The sequence below is a fragment of the Flavobacterium sp. 102 genome, from assembly GCF_003634615.1.
Lineage (GTDB): Bacteria > Bacteroidota > Bacteroidia > Flavobacteriales > Flavobacteriaceae > Flavobacterium.
In genome coordinates, this window is the sequence record NZ_RBKX01000001.1 from 3,647,217 (window position 1) to 3,667,314 (window position 20,098).

Sequence of the window (20,098 nt, forward strand, 5' to 3'; positions counted from 1 at the left end):
TATGAAAACCACCGTAAAAATCATAATAGCCACCTTAGTCCTATTTGTAACCGGATGTGAAGACGTAATCCACGTTGATTTGGATACCGCTGCTCCAAAACTGGTGATTGACGCTTCGATAGACTGGGTTAAAAACACGCCGGGGAACGAACAAAAGATAGTATTGTCCTCTACCACAGGATACTATAACGCAACGTTTCCGACTGTATCGGGAGCTACCGTAATGGTGACCAACACAACCAATACAGTATTTACCTTTACCGAAATTCCAAATACAGGAGAATACCTCTGTAGTAATTTTGAGCCTGTCCTTGGCGAAACCTATACCCTGACGGTTATTTTAAATGGCGAAACCTATACCGCTATCGAAACGTTAATGGATGTGCCTACTATAGAAGACAATATCGAACAAACCAATGATGGCGGTTTTTCGGGTGATGAAGTTGAAATTACCTATCATTATCAAGATGATGGTACTGCCGTAAATTATTACCTCAACCGGATAATTAACCCACGGGTTGCTTTTCCGATATTTGAACTGGAAGACGACCGCTACAGCCAAGGCAGTTTGATGAGCGAATCGTATTCGCATGAAGATTTAGAACCCGGTGATATTGTTGCTATCAGACTCTATGGTATCTCGAGAAGGTATTATGATTATTTCAATAAGTTACTGTTGGCCTCGGGTAATGATGGCAGTCCGTTTCCAACTACGCCGACAGCTGTGCGCGGCAATATTGCCAACCAAACTAATCCTAAAAATTTTGCTTTTGGTTATTTCAGATTAGCAACCGTAGCCACTACAAGTTACACTGTTCAATAAAATGGATTTCATGCTTTGTTTATAATTAGGAATGCCGGATGTTTTGTGAACAGACCGGCATTTTTATTGAGCGGATTGAAAAATACGGATTCCTTCGGCAGTCGCTTCGCTCGTGTGCTAATCCGCCTATCTGAGTTTTTTAGGCGTAATAAACTATTATCCCTGCCTGCTGAACCATTTAAATTTTGTACTTTTATAGTGATTGGTTTTATATTAAAAGCCTATTTTCTCGGGAGCGACTACTCCTATTTTAAACCTAAAAATTTGTTTTACAATGGAGTTCATAGATTACTATAAAATTCTTGAAGTACCCAAAACTGCCACTGAAGCCGAAATCAAAAAAGCGTATCGAAAGCTGGCAAGGAAATACCATCCTGATGTAAACCCAAATGACCAAAATGCCGAAAAAAAATTTAAGGAAATCAACGAAGCCAACGAAGTCTTGAGTAATGCCGAAAACAGGAAGAAATACGACAAGTATGGCAAAGACTGGAAACATGCGGATGAGTTTGAAAAATCGGGGTATGACCCTAATCAACAGCAAAGTGCGGGAAGGCGTGCGCAATCGTCTGATTACGGCGGCGATTTTTCTGATTTCTTTGAAAGCATGTTTGGCAATGCCGGTGGCGGCGCAAGAAGGGAAACGAAATACCGGGGACAGGACCTTAATGCCAGTTTACGGCTTAGCTTAAAAGACGTATACCAAACCCAAAAACATACCCTGACCGTAAACCATAAAAACATCAGGATCACGATACCTGCCGGCGTAGAAAACGGACAGGTCATCAAGATTGCGGGTCACGGCAGCCCGGGAGCCAATTGGGGGCCCAATGGAGATTTATATATTACCTTTTCGATAGCGGATGACCCTAATTTTAAACGGGACGGAAACAATCTGTATACTACTTTTGATTTAGATTTGTATACCGCGGTTTTGGGAGGAGAAATTGTTGTTCCTACTTTTGACGGCAAGGTAAAGCTGAAAGTGCCGCCTGAAACCCAGACCGGAACCAAAGTAAAATTAAAAAGCAAGGGATTTCCGGTATACAAGTCAGAAGACCAGTTTGGCGACCTATACGTTACGTATACTGTTAAAACCCCAGTGCACCTGACCGAAAAGGAAAAGGAACTATTTACCGAACTTTCAAAATTGAGAAGCCATGACTAAGGAAGACCTAATATTAATTGACCACTTTTGCCAGCACCATGGTATTGAACCGGCCTTTATAGTGGCATTGAAGGAGTTTGACCTGATTGAAATTTTGGTACTGGAGGAAAAGCAATATATTGAGGCAGCACAGCTTGCCAAAATTGAAAAAATAATCAGGCTGCACCATGAGCTGGAAATTAACCTGGAAGGCATTGACATCATCATGAATTTACTTGAACAGCTTGACCACTATAAAAGCCAACTGACCAGCGCCAGGAATAAACTGGATTTTTTTGAGAAGCAATAGGCTTTACTTATCCAGATGGCTGCATGTTTCCTGACGGATACTGTTTTAATAGCACGCGAAAGGATTTAGAGAGGCACGGATTCCTTTGGCAGTCGCTTCGCTCATGTAGCCAAGCTCCGTTCGGCTTGCAACCTCGGGCGCAAATAGCGCCATCGGGGTTTGCAGTAACTACTAAGGATACATAATAATTAAAGCTCCTATTAAGAAGCTTTATTTATCATTTAGTATTTCTTGAATGTTATTGTAAATATCAATAATTTCTTCTTTATTGATATTCTCATTATGATATAAAAGAGATGAATATATAGTTGTTATTCCTGCAGGTGAATCACATTCTATTACATTATCGACCTTAAAAACGTAGTCGAAGAGCGTACTGCTTTGGTACCATCTATCAAAAACTTTAAATCGTGTTTCCGCCTTTGAATCTTCATCATCGCAAATATAAATCATTGAATTTTGCGAGTTTAAAAAGAATGATGCCACTATATCTTTGACTGTCTCAGACACTTGAGAATCATATCTTTCAATAGCGCCGTCTTTCTTTTCAATAATCAATTGAAAAACATTGTCTATTTTAATATTAGATACAGCACTAAAAGTATGGTCTACTATAAAAGCAACTTTATACTCTATACCATTTTTTGTAATAAAATGATAACTCTGAGTTTCATCATCAAAATGATAGTTATAGGGGTTTGGCAAGAGTAATACCGTTTTTAGACAAGGTCTCTTTAGAGGTTTTGCCCTTCAAGAAAGCACGTACTGTAGCTTTATCCGATACCATTTTAGCAACGGCGGATTTAACGGCTTCTCTATTTACTTTAATTTTTTTCATGTCTAGGCTGTGACAAAAGTATATGTAAATGTAATAAAAATATCTTATTTATCGATTAAAATACACAAAACATCGATTAAAAACACCTTTTAACTACTAAATAATTAAAATATAAAGCAAAGTTAGAAATATTTTACCTACATAAATTGTAAAATTTTGCTAAAATTTCACCTAATTACACCAACAAAAAGCATTCCAATATCAGTATAGCCCCATAAACACTATGTAATGGTTTACGATTTATTGATTAGTTTTATATGTTTATGAAATATGGATAATAAATCCGCGTCATCGAGGGGCGTTTGAATTACGAATTTGAAATTACAAATTACGAAGTATTGCGTGCAGTTTATTTTTCCTGTATTTTTAAGACACTTACTTATATCCCATATCTACAGTTATCATTGATTCTGAGTATTTAAATCAATTCGCCGCATTGGATGCTGAAATACGGGCGCTGAATGTGGAGAAGATTAAACTACTATTTAAAGCGCTAGACATTAGCCTGACTGCTGTTGACTTTGAAAAGCTGATGGGATGGGAACTTCTACTTGTTACCGTGCCGGATAAACAAATGGCAGTACAACTCAATAAGCATGCTGCTTACATACCAAACCTTAAGTTTACCGTTGACGAGACACAGCCGATATTTACGCTGAGGCAGGGCAGTACAGCAAAGCGGGTCTGAAAGGAGCGTTGAATTATTAGGTAAGCACGGATTCCTGCGGCAGTCGCTACGCTCGTGTACAAATCCGTCATCGGGAAATATAAATCGTTATATGCTGTAGGGCAGTATTATTTAAGAAAAAACTAATTAAAGGAATTGACACTAACCTAAAAACTGTGTAAGTATAAAAACAATGGTTGTTAAATTCCATTATTTTATATTTACACAGTTAGTGATAAATAACCTTAATTTTATAAATTTAGTAGCTTGGATTTCATTTCTTGCTCTATTAAAAAGAGGTTGAAATATTTTATGGCGTTGTTCAAGGTTAGCTTTGTCTATTAATTCAAAGAGTTTCGGATTTTCTTTTTTCATCTTTTCTTCGCTCTTTAGTTGGTTTTCAAGAGCGTTTTTGGCTTCATCGATTGATTTAAACTTTGTTTTTGAAATGTTTTTTCCGATCCATTCTAAATAGAGACTATCATTCTTAAAGCTATCTATAGGTAGGTCTTTATCATTAAATGCATTTTCCATCTTATCAGCAAAAAACCTTACTTTTTTTTCATATTCAAGATATGCATCAGTTTCTATAAGTTTCTCATATTCATTGCAAGCATAAGTTAATTCATCACTTGACAAACCAACTTTTGATGAATTGGCCTCTCCTTTTAAAATTGATGTTTGTCCATTTGCTATTACGCAAAAAAACAAATAAAAAATATAAATTCTGATTTTCATAATATCTAAAAATTAACAGAAATAGACACAGTTACTTAAATTATCGGTAATACTTTTAACTCTTACCCAATAATATTGCGCAGCAAAGGCATGATTATTAGTGCCATAATCTAGTGCATAAGCCCATTCATTGCCATTCATTGCAAATTCGTAATCACTAATGCACTGGTTTTCACATGAATTCGATCCTGATAAAACTTCTATTGTCGCTAAACTAGGTTGGATAATTTCTATTATCTGTCCTGGATCCGCATTGTCTATTAAAGCGAAAAGTTGACTGTTGTTACTCACCAAGTTAGCATGTTTTGCTATTATGTCATCAAGTATTGAGCTAAATTCTTGAGTAGATGTAAATGACGTATTAGATATATTAGTAGTTATCCAACTCATGTATGCAGTTTTGGTAGTAAAATAAACTGCATTGCCATTCATCTTGTCAACAAAAGCATCTAGTGAACTTTTGTAACTGGAATAGTCAGATGTATTAATCATAGCAACGAACAAATTCTTGGCCGTTGTTTGCTCACTTTGAGTGTTTTTATTTAAATATTCTGTACTTGTTGTTTGAGAGTTTTCACTATCCTTACTGCAACTTAAAATTAGCAAAGATAAACTTACAAACAAAATTCCTGATTTATAAATTATATTTCTCATAAAGTATTAAAAATTAAATTAATAAAACAAATTGACAAATAGTTTTTGCAAAATCTATATTTCAAATATATAACTATTTATTTACAAATTTTATTTTTCTAATTATATTTTTCTGATTTAATATATATAATTTATCTTATTATTTTTAATAACATTAAATATAAAAAGTATATTCAGAACTAATAATTTACATTTAAAAAAACATTTAAAAACATTTTCTTGGACACAAAACTTGACAAAAAAATTGAAAAATTCTCTTTTGAATTTGATTTAATAGTTGACAACATACATAAATAAATAAATAAATAAATAACTATTTATTGATGCGGAGTGATATTAGCAGTCCGATAGATCCTGTTATAAATCCGCACTATCAGGGCGTTTGAATTACGAATTTGAAATTACGAATTACGAAGTATTGCGTGCAGTTTATTTTTCCTGTATTTTTACGATACTTACTTATATACCATGTCTACAGTTATTATTGACCCTGAGTATTTAAAGCAATTGGCCGCATTGGATGCCGATATACGGGCGCTGAATGCGGAGAAGATTAAGCTATTATTTACAGCGCTAGACATTAGCCTGACTGCTGTTGACTTTGAAAAGCTAATGGGATGGGAACTTCTACTTGTTACCGTGCCGGATAAACAAATGGCAGTACAACTCAATAAGCATGCTGCTTACATACCCAACCTTAAGTTTACCGTTGACGAGACACAGCCGATATTTACGCTGATGCAAGGGAGTAAAACAAGGCGTGTCTGGAAGGAGCGGTAAATAATAAAGAAGGCACTATAATGTATCATAACCACGCGAAAGGATTGACTTCGTCGAATTGCATTTCGCGCGGGAGCGGGGATGTTAGTTCTAAACAATGTAAGATGCAAAATTATAAGCAGGGTTTTCTCTGTAGTTAACAGACAGACTCCATTTATTGATACTTATAAATTTGCATCTTAATTTTTCAATTAAAGTTGTTTTTTATCATAGAATGCGCCATGGGGATTCACTTATTCTAATTACGAGACCGCTGTACTTATGATTCGTATCGTGCTGAAATTATACTCCGGCAGTGCTTCGGATTGGGTATCTTCGTTAGCAAGTATCTCATTTACGTTATCCAAAAACTCGGGTACGTTACTCGGCATCAGTTGTATTGCCAGTTCCATGATATTGGCCAAATCAATATTGGGGTTCCCAACTGTTGATGATACATACGGCTCTTCTGTCAGCAGCGCGACGGTGCACAGTTTCATCAAATCTTGCACGGTTCCGTACAGCGATGCATACCCCGAAAAATTCACAGTCACCTGCCATACACCTTCCTTTTTTGGGTGTGCTTTCATTCCTGCCAGTAGCCAGTCTGCTTTCGCCTTTATTTGTTCAATTTTAGTTTCCATAAGTTATGTTGTTATTTGAAATGATGTTGGGGTAGTCAGAAAAATGTTTTCTATAATAAACTCCTCCTCAATAGACGATGATATTTCCTGCAACAGCACAGCTTCCCTAATCTTATCCAGCAAATCTGCCTCCTCATACGGTATCAGGTCAAGGATAATCCCAAGCACACCACTAATGTTAACCATTGGCTCAGGAATACGAGTACAACTAGTTTCGCCTTCCAGTGCAAGGATAGATACTTTTACAATGTCCGCAATCAGGTACATCACATCAGCATAGCCTGATAGATTCAGTTGCAGCGTATCACGCTTTTTAGTCTTATTTTCTGATTTAAGCATTACAAAATACATTTCAGCCAGTTCACGAAGTTCCGGCGGTAAACTTAGGATTTCATTTTTCATAATTTTGGTTTTAAAGTTTCTAATCGGTTCAGTTCTGTTGTAGCCAGTGCTCCGGCTTTCTCCAAAAACACCTCGCAGTTTTGCAATAAAACCTCAAAATCGCTTTCTTCAGCATCAAGCTTCGTCCAGCGAAGCAGCATACTGGCCGGTGCACAAAGCATTTTATTAAGCCGTATGTCATTCTCCGTGTTACAGGCAAACACTTGTTGTGGCAAATCGGTAAAATGCCCACACAACTGCAACAGGTACTTCAATCCAAATTCATTTGGCGTATACCCTAAGAAAACCCTAATAAGTCCAATGGCCATCTGAACGCATGCCGTGTTGAGCAACGCTATTTTGCAAAGGGTAACATCAACCTGCGGGCTGTCTTTTACCGCTTGTATATTGAATTGTGCTACCGCAACGCATTTGTGCCAAAAACGGGTATCGGTTTCTAAATCTTGTTCAGGGCTGTGGTTCAGTATATACGGCACATTCGCTTTATCTAGTGCAAGGCGTTGACCGTGTCGAAGTACCCGGTCAAAAAAATACTGCTGGCTTCTTTGTTTCGTGGCAAGCTGTTTTACGTTATGCACTACTACTGTTGCAGTAACATTTTTATCGTTTTGCATTCTTATTTCGTTCATAAGGTGTGAACCTGTTACGGGTGTGTCCGTCAAAACAAGAATATCAAAATGATTATTCGTGTTTTCAGGCTGTACGGTACTCATGCTACGAGTACCAAAAACATAAATACTACAAGGTGCAGCAGCTTTTAAAAGTAGCTCCAATATAGCATCAGCTTCTGGTTTTAAGAGGGTTATAGCTCGCATTGTTTGTGATTTTTGAAGCAATTTAGTCCCGCGTCAAGCTGTAATGAACCAAAATTGTTGGTATTCTACTAGAAATGATAGTATTTTACTACTGTTTTTCCTTTTTTGCCTATTGAGTATCCCAAAACATTTTATATATTTGGGCTATGGATACAACTACAAAACCTAAACATATAGGGCGAAACATTAGCCGCATTCGTGAACTCCGTGGTATGAAACAAGAGGCATTGGCTATTGCCATTGGGGTAAGTCAGCAGACGATTTCCAATATTGAAGGAAGTGAGGAAATTGAAGATAGTATGTTGGAAAAACTTTCATCAGCTTTGAAGGTATCACCAGAAGGAATAAAACAATTTAGCGAAGAAACTGTATTTAATATTATCAATAATACTTTCACTGATAATAGCTCTAACAACAATAATTATTTGTGTTCAATTAATCCATTGGATAAAATTCTAGAACTATATGAACGTCTTTTAAAAGCAGAGAAAGAAAAGATAGATTACTTAGAAAAGTTGCTTAATAAATAAAGTTGTTATTCAAATTTAAACTTTTGATTTTGTAATAAAAAGTAAATTTTCAATCCCTATTCCAAACTAAATTTTTATTATCTTTAACCAAAGGTTTAGAATGCATATAAAAAGTATTTATCTCAAAAATTTTAGAGGGTTTGAAGAAGAAACTATACCTCTCAATCCTCAATTTACCGCTGCCATTGGAGATAATGGCAAAGGGAAGTCGACTATTTTATATGGTCTCCAAGTAGCACTAGGAGCATATTTACAATGTCTCCCCATTCCTGCTTCTCCTGTATATCGCCGACAATTTAAAAAATCAGAACGTTTTATAAAATGGGATCCCGATGAAAAGGGATATATGTCAAATCGTAGTGAAACCAAGGTTTCAGTTACTGCTGAATTTAACCCAGGAAAAGAAATTTCATGGACAAGACTAATGGCAGCAAATGGCACTACAAGTCATAACAGAACATTGTGTTGGGAGTTAATGGATACAGTAGAGAGTTTATTAACTAAAAAAGATCGAACAAAAAAAGAGATTTTCCCCGTGGTTGCTAGTTTTGGTACTGAGAGAACCGCAAGCCAACTTAGAAAGGTAAGGCAAGCCCAAAAGCGACGTAGCCGGATGGAGAAGGCATATCTCGCTGCTTTGGGAAATAAGGTTGATTTTCATGGGGTAGTAGAATGGCTCCATAATTACGAAAATGAACTTAAATATGAAAGAGAGTTTGAAGGAACCAGAGAAGCTGTTTTTGAAGCAATAACAATTGCAATTCCTTATTTAAAAGATGTTGGCTATAATAGTTTATATCATGAATTAGAGGCTGTTGTAATTATTGATGAAAATGATTTAGGGAAAAAAACTCATTCTAATATGAGTGATGGGTTAATAGCTATGCTTAATTTGGTAGCAGAGTTGGCATTTCGTTGTGTGGTTTTAAACGGTTTCCTAGGTGCCGAGGCAGTTAAGGAGTCTCCCGGAATTGTCATGATTGATGAACTTGATATGCATTTACATCCAAATTGGCAGAAACATGTTATAAAGGATTTAAAAGCTGCTTTTCCAAAACTGCAATTTGTAGTCACAACCCACTCGCCATTTATTGTACAGAGTTTAGAATCTGATGAACTAATAAACCTAGATAAACCTACCGATGTTTCATTAAAAGATCTTACTATTGATGAAGTAGCTACTGAAATCATGGGAGTAGATAGTGAGTTTTCGATTGACAATCAGGAAAACTATGAAAAAACAAAACAATTGCTTCAGAATGATAGTGATGATAATATAGGAAATCCACTATTACGCGCCTTTATTGAAATCAATCGCGACTTAAAAAACAGTAATGATGAGGCCGTTAGATAAAGGAGCTATACCTATCGATGCTTTAGGCAACCCAATTATAGTTACAAATTATACTTACTGGAGAGATAAATTAATTGACCGTATTGGATATTATTGTGCCTATTGCAACATGCCTCTAAGCCACAGTCTACAAGTAGAACATGTAGTTCCTAAAAATCCACTTGGCCCAGCTCCAGGTGATCCTCTTGCATGGAGTAATATGCTACTTGCTTGTGGTCCTTGCAACAATGCAAAATCAGATGATCCTGTAGATTTTGTGACTTATTATTTCCCTGAAGAGCACAATACCCTATTTCCATTTCGTATCCGTCTAAATATTAGCAATGATGCAGCTTTTGTTGTTCCAACAAATGGCATAAATCCCATACAATTGGCAAAATCAACAGCCACAATTAATTTAACGGCACTCGATGTTAAAGATAACAGAAGTAACATAGTAGATATACGTTGGAAAAAACGCAAGGATGCAATAATAACTGTAGAAGCTGCTTTTGAAGTATATCAATTGCTAAAGTTAGTACCAACATTTGATGCAGCAAGAAGTGCACATAACATATTGCAATTCGCTATACCATGCGGCTTTTTTTCTTTATGGTTTGAAAAATTTGAAAATGAGCCAGAAGTAATGGAAGCACTAATTAATGGGTTACCAGGCACTGCCATAATTTGTTTCGACCCTGCTAACGGTTATCGTCCAATGCATCGAAACCCTATTAATGTTGCCGATCCATTTTAAAAACAGATAACGCTAACATTGTTTTTTAAGAGATTTAATTGATGAACTAGGCAGGCAACTTTAAAAGCTATAGAAGAAATGCCATGATTAATCGTTAACCAAAATAATGGTGTATAAATTAATGAGATAATGGAAATCACATCAAAATCAAATGCTATCGCAAAACGGTACAACTTTTAAGAACAATTGAGTAGTTGAATTTAGAGGGCTGTTAAAACGGGGAAATATTATTAACGGAAAGATTTCTAAAAAGGTAACAAAATAAGTCAGTTTGCAAAGCTAAAATAATTTCCTTGAGAACTATGCTAAAAAAAGAAGAATTAAAAAATATCGTATTTATATCAATAGCGTTAGCGGCAATCATTGCTGTCTTATATTTATTTGTATTAGCTTTAAAATTAGAATTATCAAGTATTGCTAGGGCAGTTAGTTTTGGTATTACAGTAACAACGTTTTTTTGGACATACTATTTTACTGAAGGATGGAAATGGAAAATCTCTAGTTGGATGTTTTATCGCCCGAATATCAATGGTACTTGGGCAGGATTTATAATTTCTGACTATATTAATGAAAATGGAGATAAAGTTCCACCGATTGAATTTTACATCGTCATACGACAAAGCTTTATCAGAGTTCATTTTACAACCTTCACTAAGGATTTTGTTGGAATATCTTATGCCGAAACGTTCGCTTTGAACGAGGATAAAGGTTTAAAGAATGTGGCTTACCTCTATAAAAAAGATTCAACCCAAAATAATGATGAACATTTGAGAGAAGGAGCAACTGAATTAAGATTGATAATTGGTAATGACGAAAAAAAATTAGAAGGTAAATATTGGAGTAATACCAAAACACAAGGAACAGTTTCCGTCAAACAAATAAGTGAGAATCACGTTGATTCTTTTAGCAATGCTCAAAAAATAAAAAATGCATAATATTTATATTAGAATAGATTGCGACAATGTTGGCGACAAAATTGAATTTGCGTTATATAACGACGACCCTGAAACAGCTCAAAAAATTAGTGATTCTATAAAAATCAATATAAAGTGGTTAATAGATAACATGAATCAAATTTCAAAGGGTAAAGTTTTACTCATTGGCTCTGATGATATTTTATTTGAAACCAATGAAGAATTTTTTAATATACAGAAACTGGAAAACCTTAGACAAGAATTTTTTATGAAAACGAATATTACTTTAAGCATTGGAGTTGGAATCTCAATTATTGATGCCTTAACTAATTTGAATATTGCAAAGATCTCAGGAAAAAACAGAATCATCTTAAATAGGCATTCCCTTTAGAGATAGTCCTTTTAGACATTAAAGCTTGATTGACTGGAGGATGTCGTTTATATGTAATTCTTTAATTCTGTAATATAATAATTGAGCCCTGCTTCTTCTAATTTGGCTAATTCTCGGAAAGCGTCTCGATGGCAATGCCTGTATTTCTTTTTGCTTCCGCAAAAACATAATGCTGTTCTGTCAGGTTCTTGTTTACTCATAACCATATTTAAAGCCATTATGATATTGCTTATATTCTTTGTTTTAAGTATTTCATAAAAAAATTCAATCCAACCTAACGCACCATGTGACCGCTCTTTAAGGAAGTAACCATTTTTCCTTCTGAAAGTTTGGTTAAACAGATAGGGCTGTACTTGTGATTTAATAAACTTTATTAAATCTATTCCATCATAACAAATAATCTTTTCTTCTGGTGGACTACATATACAGCAGTTCCCTTCAGCATAGATATGCCAGTCAATATTTTTTGGGATTTTCCCACCAATCTCAAATAATTCCGGAAACTCATTTGGATAATTAATTCCTGCTCTAATTTCTATTTCATAACTATCCTCAAGACTTCCGTCTTGGCCAATTAAATCAAACATCCCGCGTAAAAAAGGAATATTGTTGTCAAATAAAAGAGTCAGCTTCGAAAATTCTTTAATTACCAAAGCCGACTCTTCTTCAAAAATTTTATATCCTTCCATTACATAGCCCACGGACTAGAACCTGCGGCACCAACTGCGGCGGCAGAACGATTAACAGACGAGTTCTTATCTTCCCCATCAGGAAATCTATCACCTAAATGCTTTTGCCACAAACGGCTGGCTTTTAACTGGTTTTCTTCTTTCAAAGCCGCTTCAGCATCATCTAAGAAGTCTTTAAGATTGGATTTGAAATTCTTCTCACGAGCCTCCTCATAATCACCAAATAAGTCATCATTTGGAACCGCTGGTACAATACATTCAAATTTTCTATCCATTTCCTTTTTTATCTCACGCAAAATATCAGTCAATAAAATATCGTCACGGTCATTTAGGACAATATTCTTTTTAGCATTTATTGCCAGAATAGTCATAGCAAGCCCGTTAGGCATTCTATGTCTTTTAAAATCACACCAAGCTTTCAAATACTTCACTGCTTTAATTATTTTTCCTTCGCTATCCTTATTCTTATTAAACCAATCCACAACCGCTTTAGGATCGCTGTCTTCCCAACCATTATTTTTAACCGCAAGTTTATATTCCTGTCCGTCAATTTTATAATAAACCGGATGATCTATTTCATAATCCCCTGCAAAAATATTCCGAATACATTTTTTACGATGTTCCGGAGTTGTTGAGGTATAGCCATTAACTGCATCCCAAACCCAACCTTGAAGTGTTGTCGCAGTTACATCAGGTTCTCTGAAAAAATAAACTCCGTCGTCAAGGTCACATATGTCGTCCTTAGTCCGTATTCCGGTTTTCATTTTATCAGAACCTTGGATATAAAATTTTGGTTTATATGCAGGATGGTTGTCTTTAAAATATTTAACTATCCTGTCTCGCAGGTTAGTTTTTGATGTTGTCATTTTATTCCTTTTTGTAGAACTGATGGAGATTTTTCCATTATATTCTTGAAATAAGTTATTGCAATCTGCCATAATTTAATCTTTTAAAAAGTTAATAATTTCTTTTAAATTCTTCTTTGCCAGCTCTTCGCCAACTGCTTCAAGTCTTTGTAAATCTTTTTTGCTCGAAGCATTTAAATCTATTGTATCACTTCCAAATTCATGCTGTATCCTGAGATATTTAAAGCCTTCCTTGTCTTTTGCTATAACACGCTCGAGGAATAATAAATATTGTTCTGTAATCTGTGCCTGGCTGTCCAAAATGATATCCAGTAATCTTGGCTTTGGAAATAGCCAGTACCACATATCTTTCTCTTTCCAACTTTTTTTAATAATATGTTTTCCTTTCCCGGTACCTAATGACAATACCTTTATTTCCGAAAAATCTTTATTCATCTTTTCGGTAGCTTCAAGAACTCCAATGAGGGCAGGATTATTGGCAAAAATTCCACCATCAATCATGTTTACATTAGTACCTTTTCCAAACTCATTAGAATAACTGAAAGTGTGAGGCGGAAAATAAATTGGGGCTGATGAACTGGAAAGCGCTGCCTCATGCGCAGGTATTTTGTAATCCCGGAAATAATCGTCGTGATGTTTTGTCTTGAGGATATTTATCTCACCTGTATTTCCATTAAATGTTGGTATGCATATGTTTGTTTTCAGGTCGTTTAAAAGTGGAACTTCGCCTCCATTAGCAGCTTTATATGCTTCTTCAAGTCTTTTTCGTAGTTTTTTATTACTATATATAGATGTAATTATTGCTCTTCCACTACGAGGCACTATCTTAAGATACCATTTCGGAAAAATTTCAACAGCATATTCATTATAAAAACGAACCAGTTCCGTTGAAGGTATTCCCAGAGCAATTGCAATAGCAAGTATACTTCCTGTTGAAGTACCACAAATCAAATCGAAATGCTCGTATAATTTTTTGTCAGGATTTTTTTTCTTAAGTTCTTCTTCTAATTCCGCAAGCACCTTAGCAGGAATCAGTCCTCTGATTCCCCCTCCATCGATAGATAATATTTTAAAATAATTTTTCATACCTTGATGCTTCTGATATACAATTTTTAATTATTTTTGGTAAATGTCCGAACAAAAAACAGACAAAAACTAGAACGGTTGATAAGTTCTATTTTTTGTTAATAAATATTTTAATGAAGAAAATTCATAAAACTCAGGAAAAACTACTCGATATATTAAAATCAAATATCGATGACCCACTAACTATACGTGAACTTGCCACTTTAGTCGGAGAACAATCTCCAGGTGTTATCCATCATCATCTAGTTCAGCTTGAAAAAAAAGGGTATTTAAAACGTAATCCAAACAACCCCAAAGATTATACCATTATAGATTCAGGAGAAAAACTGGTAGTATATATAAATAAGTATGGTATTGCTCAATGCGGACCTAATGGTCTAATGATAGAGGATAACGTAATTGATAGAATCCCCATAGCATCAAGTTTATTAAAATTTTCCTCATCTGAAGCATTTATTGTCGAGGCACGTGGTGACTCAATGCAACCAAAGATTCATAGTGGCGACATAGTTATTGGAAAGAAACAAAACTTCGCAGAAAACAATGACATTGTGATATGTAGTTATCATGACGAAGTTATGATTAAACAAATAAGAAAAACAGATAATGGTTTCGTTTTATATTCTTTCAATCATGAAAAATATATTCCACGTTTAGTTGAAATAGAAGATTTAAGAATTGAAGGGATAGTAAAAAACATACTACATTATGACTAAATCAATCTACAAGAGCCAAAAAAAAGACCACCTAAAGCGGCCTTTTTCTTTTACAGTAAATCTTTTACTCTTTTACTTCATCTAATAACACCTTTTTTAGAGCATCATTCAACACATTAAAAGTAGTTTTCTTATCCTCTGCTACATCTTCATCACTCATTGCAAATAATAACAAATAAGCCATAGGGATGTTAAAGGCGTCACATATCTTCCGAATAGTGTTTTTTTGAGGAAAGGAAGCATTAAGTTCTATTTGACTTAGAGCATTTACACTTATCTCACACAAGTCTGCCAATTCCTTTTGTCCCATTCCCTTTTGTTTTCGCAGCGATTTGATTGCAGTTCCTATTTCCATAAAATTCTATTTATGTTAAAAATCATCCCAAAAATTGATATCAAAAAGCTTAAGCACTTCATTACTGATTTTTAAAACCATAATTAGGCTGCTTACAAACCCGGGGATATCGGGTGTCGCTCTGTCCAGTTTTTCTATTAATACTTTTTTGTCACTTTCTGATAAGTCAGATTCTTTTATCCTTTCTATAAGGGTATGTATGTTATTTTCCATTTTGGAGATTTGTTTGAATTAATATTGTTCAAAGCTTCTCCCAGTGTTTTTTGTACCGCTGAGAAGCATCGTGTAATCGATGGTAACAAAGCGGTAGCTGAATCTTCCTCAGCAGAAAATATATAGTAATGACCCGTAATTATAGTGGTGAATATTCGTGATTTTATATCGGTGAATGTCTGTCTAACTTTAGTTCTCCACTTTAACAAACGATAAATAAATGAAGGTCTTGGAAGATCTACAGTTACAGCACTTGCAAATAAGTCGTGTATATCGAGATAAGTGTCAAACTGGTAACTTTCAATTTCTTGTTCAATTTCAAGATGTTTGATTCTTTTGAAAAAATAATCGCTAATTAATTCATTATCCAAATCAGACTTATAAATTTTCCCATTCCTTGCCGGTAAAATTCTATCATTAATTCGAATTTCAACTTCTGGCAAAAAGAAACTTTTTCGAACAAACTTCCCGAAAAAATCCCTTAACTCTTCCTGCTCCTTTAAAGTATACTTACTATAGTTGTTAGAAGCCTCTTTATATAAAGATTTTATGGAGTGTGCATAAGCTAAAAGAATTACTTCAAGATGCTTATTGTTTAACCTTGTAAATTCCAAAAGCAACGGATTATATCCGGCATCTCTCAGTAGTGCTTGAATAACAGAAATACTAATCCCAAATTCCTTTGCAATACTCCTTATGGAAATATTATATTCTCTTTCTTTTGAATTAAAACTAAACCAGCTCATATATCATAATTTTAAGCAAAGATATACTATTTATTTAAAATTACAAGTAAAACTTGTAATTTTTTAATTTTTATTTTCTTTTAGATGTAGAGTTCTCATTTTGAAAGCGATTGTGTTAAACTCCAATATGTCTTATTCAGTTAAACTTTAATAAAAAAACTGTTCACGTTCCGTGAACAAACAAAAAAAGTGAACACATAGTGCATATCGCGATTTGCGATATAAACAATAAGTAGAGGTACAACTTCTCAAGAAAATCAAACGATATCTAAAGATGCCCAGTTTAAATTTTTTCAAATCAACGGCGTTTATCGCCGCATATTAGCCAATACATAAATTATGCTAACCAAATCAACCCAGCCAAAAGAGTTTCTTGAAAAGTCATTATCGGGAAAATAGTTCTAAATAAATAGCTTCCATCGCTTCAAATTCTGCAGCAGTAATTTCCTCAAAATATTTTTTTCTCCGATTAGGAAAAACACCTTTATTTTGATGAAGGTACATAATAACATCGCTTAGTCTCTTATCAGGCATATCTATCAATTGTTGGAGTTCCTTTTTTAGTTCGTCATAGCGTTCCAGGAAAAACAACTCTTCAAGTAGGTCATGTTGAATGGTCGAGAATATCGTATTAGCGAGGTATTCACTTTGCAAAGTCAGGTCTGGATATTTAAAATAAGCGCTGACATCATTTGCATTGTCTATACTCAAATCACCTTTTGTCGAAATCGTAAAACGAACACGCTGCATCAGAGGTTTAGAATAATCCTCAAGCACAGTATCATACTCAGCCATATTTTGCAACATATGCGCAGAAACAGGAATGATAACGCCTTGCTCAGCCAAACCATCCCGGGTAAGCATATCGTGAATCAAAAAACGGTGGATGCGTCCGTTCCCATCTAAAAAGGGGTGTATAAAAACGAACCCAAAGGCAATTATTGCAGCACGAGCAACTGCCGGAGTTCCTAAGGTTTTTGCTTCTGTTGCAGTAAGTCCTTTCATCATAGAATCAACCATAAGTGGAGGTGGACATACATAATGATAAATTTCTTCGCCTCGATAATTGGTTTGCCCAATATAATTTTGAAAATCTCGAAAACCAGGTTGAGCATATCGTGGGTCTACAATAGCATTTTGCAGCGTGGTTAAATTCTGTTCAGCCATTACCTCCGAAAAAGGCTGCTTCCCTGCTTGATAGAGTATATTGATAAACCGGTCTACACGGTCAGGCGATGGTTTTTCGCTTTCAATCTCGTAAGATGATCGAGTTTCCTTACGGTATAAATATTGGGTGGCACGTTGAAATATTTCAGGAGAATAATCATTTTTAAGCCCTTCAATTTCACTCCTAATGTCTTTTGCAAGTAGCGCATCTAAAGCTTGCGTTTTTCGGATTATCGGGCAAAACTCCGGAACGCCCAATAAATTGTCATTAATCCGCCAGCGGGCATTTTTTATTACATTACCGGTAACATATCGGTCGGTGTCAAGCAAATCAGTATAATTGCCACTGACCTCATGGGTGATGTTTAATTTTCTATTGGTTAACCATTCATATAAATAACCTATCCTTCTTGCATAACGTCCGCTTGGGCTTTCGGAAATATAATGTAGAAGTTCCTGTTCTTCCAATCTGTCGAATACTGCCGCTAAAAGATCAAGATTCAAATCGTCATATTTCAGCATAAATTCTATATGACCTGTCACAGTATCATTTTTAGGAGCATACTTGGGACCATAGGTTTGCTCAGTACTACTATCATGAGCCAGCTCAATTTTATCCCTTGTTCCAATATAGGAACGATGGGTTATACGATAATTACTGAGTCCAAAATGTGCTGCCAGCCAAAGGCTTCCTGCTGTTTGTATTGCCATAAGATGCGGTAAAAATGATATTGATGCAGTAAATGTAATAAAAAAGCCTTGCATTTATGTAAAACAATTATTAAAATAAATATCTTTCGAAAAACTGCAGTAAAAAGGATATTTGTTTAGTAAAATTGATATTTTAAACACATAAAGTAGTAAAACGAATAAATTGTTAATCTAAGAACATTTCTTTTCGTTCAGTTTAAGCCGGTTATTTTACATTCCAATTGCCACTCCTTGCCAACGCTCCTAAAAAAATTACTGTCACAGTTATTGGTACAATAACACGTTCACTGCGTGACTCATATCTTTGCTAACAGATAATAAAAATATCTTTGTAAAAAGATAAAATGAAAACTATAGCGGTTATTAAATAAATCCTATTTCTAAGTGTACCACTGTTTTTTTATAAGTATAAGGGTCTTTTTACTGATGAACATCATCTCAACCCGTGATGGGCATCATCTTTATCCCGGGAAATCAGTTCTATCTTTGGTAAAGATTTAAGTTCATAAATAAAAACTAAAATACGGCAATAGCCATCAAGGTTTGATGTTTGTCACAGGTAGTTTGTACAGCTAAGGTTCCAAAAGGAAAAATAGAAAGTTTATGCCGGAAATGAAGTATAGTTTCGCAGTAGTATTTGTTGTTCTCAAGCGAACTACAATTTTACGCTAAGAGATAAATTATAGTTTCCAACAAGCATCATGCAGAAGTCCCGGTTTCACCATCGGGACTTTTGTTTTTCTAACTTATCCCTTTAGTGGCCAGCTTTAAAAAAAAACAAGCATCAGTCCTATAAGGGATATCATGCACCATCATCATCAACATATTTAAACATTTCCTATAATAATCCGAAAATCGTCAAAACATGAAAATACCTTTTGTCTTAAAAAATATGGGATGGATCTTCGGAGGTCTACTCCTTTTTTGCAGTTGCAGCAGCGTTGTACAAACCGACGGTGAAGAGCCACTTACCTATCAGGTTTTTTATGACCACCTTTCGCCTTATGGTACCTGGATTGAGTATCCCGGTTATGGAGCTGTTTGGAATCCCAACATTAGGGGAGATTTTAGTCCCTACCTCACCAATGGTCATTGGCAGGCAACCACAGCAGGCTGGGCTTGGGTCTCAGGATACAGTTGGGGTTGGGCAACGTTTCACTATGGGCGTTGGTATTATGATAATCGTTTTGGCTGGCTTTGGATACCCGGTTATGAGTGGTCTCCGGCCTGGGTTGTTTGGGGCAGTGCAGCCGATTATTATTGCTGGGCTCCTTTAATGCCCGGTATTGATGTAACTATTATATATGATAGCTGGTCACCTCCTCCTTTTTATTGGAATCTGTGCCCACGTCCTTATCTTACCCATACGCATTTACATCACAACACAATTCGTGGTGATGGTGTCAGACCCGGAACCAGAATAAATACCCTCCGAAATTTTCAAACCACCTCAACCCACCATTTGTATTATGCTACCGGACCTGCTTTTGAAGAAGTACAAAGGGAGACCAGAACCACTATTACTCCTATACCGATAGAGACCAGCAAGAGCATACCCAACCGAGCCACTTCTACCGGAATGCGTGTCTATAGCCCTTCTATTGAAACTCCGGAAATGCAACAACGCCGTTCCGCTAAACCAATCCCATCGGTTTACAGAAGTGCCGATATGCCAAGACAAAACAGCACTACCCCTACAATTCCAGATATACAACGCAAAACGCAACGCAACAATATCAAAAGTCTTCCACAAGAGCGAAGTACAAAACGACGTTAAAACGGATTTAGGATTAACGGAATTAACTACTTGAAATACTATACCTTTTT

The 20,098-nt window shown here is 35.5% G+C and carries 26 protein-coding genes; 12 read left to right on the forward strand and 14 right to left on the reverse strand.

The annotated features are described in order from the left end of the window. Position 1 precedes the first annotated feature (1 nt). The 3 genes from C8C84_RS16140 (at position 2) to C8C84_RS16150 (ending at position 2,280) form a co-directional block, all read left to right on the forward strand. The gene (locus C8C84_RS16140) at positions 2–823 is read left to right on the forward strand and encodes a DUF4249 family protein (RefSeq protein WP_121314686.1); all 822 of its coding nucleotides are present in this window, start codon (positions 2–4) and stop codon (positions 821–823) included. 274 nt (positions 824–1,097) lie between these two features. Then, a complete protein-coding gene (locus tag C8C84_RS16145) occupies positions 1,098–1,991 on the forward strand; it encodes a DnaJ C-terminal domain-containing protein (RefSeq protein ID WP_121314688.1) in 894 nt (297 codons plus the stop codon). Beyond that, the gene (locus tag C8C84_RS16150) at positions 1,984–2,280 is read left to right on the forward strand and encodes a chaperone modulator CbpM (protein ID WP_121314690.1); all 297 of its coding nucleotides are present in this window, start codon (positions 1,984–1,986) and stop codon (positions 2,278–2,280) included. The genes C8C84_RS16145 and C8C84_RS16150 overlap by 8 nt, the downstream gene beginning before the upstream one ends. A gap of 210 nt (positions 2,281–2,490) precedes the next feature. Here C8C84_RS16150 and C8C84_RS16155 read toward each other — a convergent pair whose 3' ends face one another. Both C8C84_RS16155 and C8C84_RS17080 read right to left on the reverse strand, forming a co-directional pair. Continuing rightward, positions 2,491–2,985: a DUF6169 family protein gene (locus C8C84_RS16155; protein ID WP_121314692.1), complete on the reverse strand. Its 495-nt coding sequence runs from the start codon at positions 2,983–2,985 to the stop codon at positions 2,491–2,493. After that, on the reverse strand, positions 2,969–3,118 hold the full coding sequence (locus C8C84_RS17080; RefSeq protein ID WP_158592589.1) for a hypothetical protein: 150 nt from the start codon (positions 3,116–3,118) through the stop codon (positions 2,969–2,971). The genes C8C84_RS16155 and C8C84_RS17080 overlap by 17 nt, the downstream gene beginning before the upstream one ends. 436 nt (positions 3,119–3,554) lie before the next feature. Between C8C84_RS17080 and C8C84_RS16160 the strand changes: the two genes are divergently transcribed. After that, positions 3,555–3,806, forward strand: a complete 252-nt coding sequence (locus C8C84_RS16160; RefSeq protein WP_121314693.1) for a hypothetical protein — start codon at positions 3,555–3,557, stop codon at positions 3,804–3,806. A gap of 189 nt (positions 3,807–3,995) precedes the next feature. On the opposite strand, the gene C8C84_RS16165 is transcribed toward C8C84_RS16160, so the two are convergent. Together C8C84_RS16165 and C8C84_RS16170 are read right to left on the reverse strand one after the other, a co-directional pair. Beyond that, a complete protein-coding gene (locus tag C8C84_RS16165) occupies positions 3,996–4,523 on the reverse strand; it encodes a hypothetical protein (RefSeq protein WP_121314695.1) in 528 nt (175 codons plus the stop codon). Positions 4,524–4,535: 12 nt separating this feature from the next. Then, positions 4,536–5,177: a hypothetical protein gene (locus C8C84_RS16170; protein ID WP_121314697.1), complete on the reverse strand. Its 642-nt coding sequence runs from the start codon at positions 5,175–5,177 to the stop codon at positions 4,536–4,538. 468 nt (positions 5,178–5,645) lie between these two features. On the opposite strand from C8C84_RS16170, the gene C8C84_RS16175 reads away from it, so the two are divergent. Beyond that, positions 5,646–5,957: a hypothetical protein gene (locus C8C84_RS16175; RefSeq protein ID WP_121314698.1), complete on the forward strand. Its 312-nt coding sequence runs from the start codon at positions 5,646–5,648 to the stop codon at positions 5,955–5,957. A 242-nt stretch (positions 5,958–6,199) separates the two neighbouring features. Here C8C84_RS16175 and C8C84_RS16180 read toward each other — a convergent pair whose 3' ends face one another. Genes C8C84_RS16180 through C8C84_RS16190 form a run of 3 tightly spaced genes read right to left on the reverse strand, consistent with a single transcriptional unit; the run spans position 6,200 to position 7,797 of the window. Next, complete coding sequence (locus tag C8C84_RS16180; RefSeq protein ID WP_121314700.1) at positions 6,200–6,580, reverse strand: hypothetical protein; 381 nt, start codon at positions 6,578–6,580, stop codon at positions 6,200–6,202. 3 nt (positions 6,581–6,583) lie between these two features. Next, complete coding sequence (locus C8C84_RS16185; protein ID WP_121314702.1) at positions 6,584–6,982, reverse strand: hypothetical protein; 399 nt, start codon at positions 6,980–6,982, stop codon at positions 6,584–6,586. Beyond that, the gene (locus C8C84_RS16190) at positions 6,979–7,797 is read right to left on the reverse strand and encodes a hypothetical protein (RefSeq protein WP_121314704.1); all 819 of its coding nucleotides are present in this window, start codon (positions 7,795–7,797) and stop codon (positions 6,979–6,981) included. Before C8C84_RS16190 ends, C8C84_RS16185 begins: the two co-directional genes overlap by 4 nt. A 146-nt stretch (positions 7,798–7,943) precedes the next feature. On the opposite strand from C8C84_RS16190, the gene C8C84_RS16195 reads away from it, so the two are divergent. The 5 genes from C8C84_RS16195 (at position 7,944) to C8C84_RS16215 (ending at position 11,722) form a co-directional block, all read left to right on the forward strand. Next, positions 7,944–8,327 carry a helix-turn-helix domain-containing protein gene (locus C8C84_RS16195; protein ID WP_121314705.1) on the forward strand — a complete coding sequence of 128 codons (384 nt, stop codon included), beginning with the start codon at positions 7,944–7,946 and terminating at the stop codon, positions 8,325–8,327. A gap of 100 nt (positions 8,328–8,427) precedes the next feature. Then, positions 8,428–9,681 carry an AAA family ATPase gene (locus C8C84_RS16200; protein WP_121314707.1) on the forward strand — a complete coding sequence of 418 codons (1,254 nt, stop codon included), beginning with the start codon at positions 8,428–8,430 and terminating at the stop codon, positions 9,679–9,681. Continuing rightward, positions 9,662–10,417 (forward strand): HNH endonuclease, encoded by a 756-nt coding sequence (locus C8C84_RS16205; RefSeq protein ID WP_121314708.1) that lies wholly within the window; start codon positions 9,662–9,664, stop codon positions 10,415–10,417. The genes C8C84_RS16200 and C8C84_RS16205 overlap by 20 nt, the downstream gene beginning before the upstream one ends. Positions 10,418–10,719: 302 nt before the next feature. Next, positions 10,720–11,352: a hypothetical protein gene (locus C8C84_RS16210; protein ID WP_121314710.1), complete on the forward strand. Its 633-nt coding sequence runs from the start codon at positions 10,720–10,722 to the stop codon at positions 11,350–11,352. Continuing rightward, positions 11,345–11,722, forward strand: a complete 378-nt coding sequence (locus tag C8C84_RS16215) for a mCpol domain-containing protein (protein ID WP_121314712.1) — start codon at positions 11,345–11,347, stop codon at positions 11,720–11,722. The genes C8C84_RS16210 and C8C84_RS16215 overlap by 8 nt, the downstream gene beginning before the upstream one ends. 47 nt (positions 11,723–11,769) lie before the next feature. Here the strand turns inward: C8C84_RS16215 and C8C84_RS16220 are convergent, their stop codons facing one another. The 3 genes from C8C84_RS16220 to C8C84_RS16230 are packed head-to-tail and all read right to left on the reverse strand — an operon-like array spanning position 11,770 to position 14,363. After that, positions 11,770–12,411 carry an SEC-C domain-containing protein gene (locus tag C8C84_RS16220; protein WP_121314714.1) on the reverse strand — a complete coding sequence of 214 codons (642 nt, stop codon included), beginning with the start codon at positions 12,409–12,411 and terminating at the stop codon, positions 11,770–11,772. Continuing rightward, complete coding sequence (locus C8C84_RS16225) at positions 12,411–13,349, reverse strand: cyclic GMP-AMP synthase DncV-like nucleotidyltransferase (protein WP_121314715.1); 939 nt, start codon at positions 13,347–13,349, stop codon at positions 12,411–12,413. The genes C8C84_RS16220 and C8C84_RS16225 overlap by 1 nt, the downstream gene beginning before the upstream one ends. Positions 13,350–13,352: 3 nt before the next feature. Beyond that, positions 13,353–14,363: a CBASS cGAMP-activated phospholipase gene (locus C8C84_RS16230; RefSeq protein ID WP_121314717.1), complete on the reverse strand. Its 1,011-nt coding sequence runs from the start codon at positions 14,361–14,363 to the stop codon at positions 13,353–13,355. A gap of 113 nt (positions 14,364–14,476) precedes the next feature. Here C8C84_RS16230 and C8C84_RS16235 point away from each other — a divergent pair, with 113 nt between their 5' ends. Then, positions 14,477–15,079, forward strand: coding sequence for a LexA family transcriptional regulator (locus C8C84_RS16235; protein ID WP_121314718.1), 603 nt, complete (start codon positions 14,477–14,479; stop codon positions 15,077–15,079). Between the two features lie 64 nt (positions 15,080–15,143). Here C8C84_RS16235 and C8C84_RS16240 read toward each other — a convergent pair whose 3' ends face one another. The 4 genes from C8C84_RS16240 to C8C84_RS16255 all read right to left on the reverse strand — a co-directional run bounded on the left by C8C84_RS16240 (position 15,144) and on the right by C8C84_RS16255 (position 18,271). Next, a complete protein-coding gene (locus tag C8C84_RS16240; RefSeq protein ID WP_121314720.1) occupies positions 15,144–15,434 on the reverse strand; it encodes a helix-turn-helix domain-containing protein in 291 nt (96 codons plus the stop codon). A 15-nt stretch (positions 15,435–15,449) separates the two neighbouring features. Then, on the reverse strand, positions 15,450–15,647 hold the full coding sequence (locus tag C8C84_RS16245; RefSeq protein WP_121314721.1) for a hypothetical protein: 198 nt from the start codon (positions 15,645–15,647) through the stop codon (positions 15,450–15,452). Beyond that, positions 15,620–16,393 carry a hypothetical protein gene (locus tag C8C84_RS16250; RefSeq protein WP_121314724.1) on the reverse strand — a complete coding sequence of 258 codons (774 nt, stop codon included), beginning with the start codon at positions 16,391–16,393 and terminating at the stop codon, positions 15,620–15,622. The genes C8C84_RS16245 and C8C84_RS16250 overlap by 28 nt, the downstream gene beginning before the upstream one ends. Positions 16,394–16,777: 384 nt before the next feature. Continuing rightward, positions 16,778–18,271 carry a Fic family protein gene (locus C8C84_RS16255; protein ID WP_158592590.1) on the reverse strand — a complete coding sequence of 498 codons (1,494 nt, stop codon included), beginning with the start codon at positions 18,269–18,271 and terminating at the stop codon, positions 16,778–16,780. An 865-nt stretch (positions 18,272–19,136) separates the two neighbouring features. Here C8C84_RS16255 and C8C84_RS16260 point away from each other — a divergent pair. Continuing rightward, positions 19,137–20,048 (forward strand): DUF6600 domain-containing protein, encoded by a 912-nt coding sequence (locus C8C84_RS16260; RefSeq protein WP_147406882.1) that lies wholly within the window; start codon positions 19,137–19,139, stop codon positions 20,046–20,048. Positions 20,049–20,098: the final 50 nt, after the last annotated feature.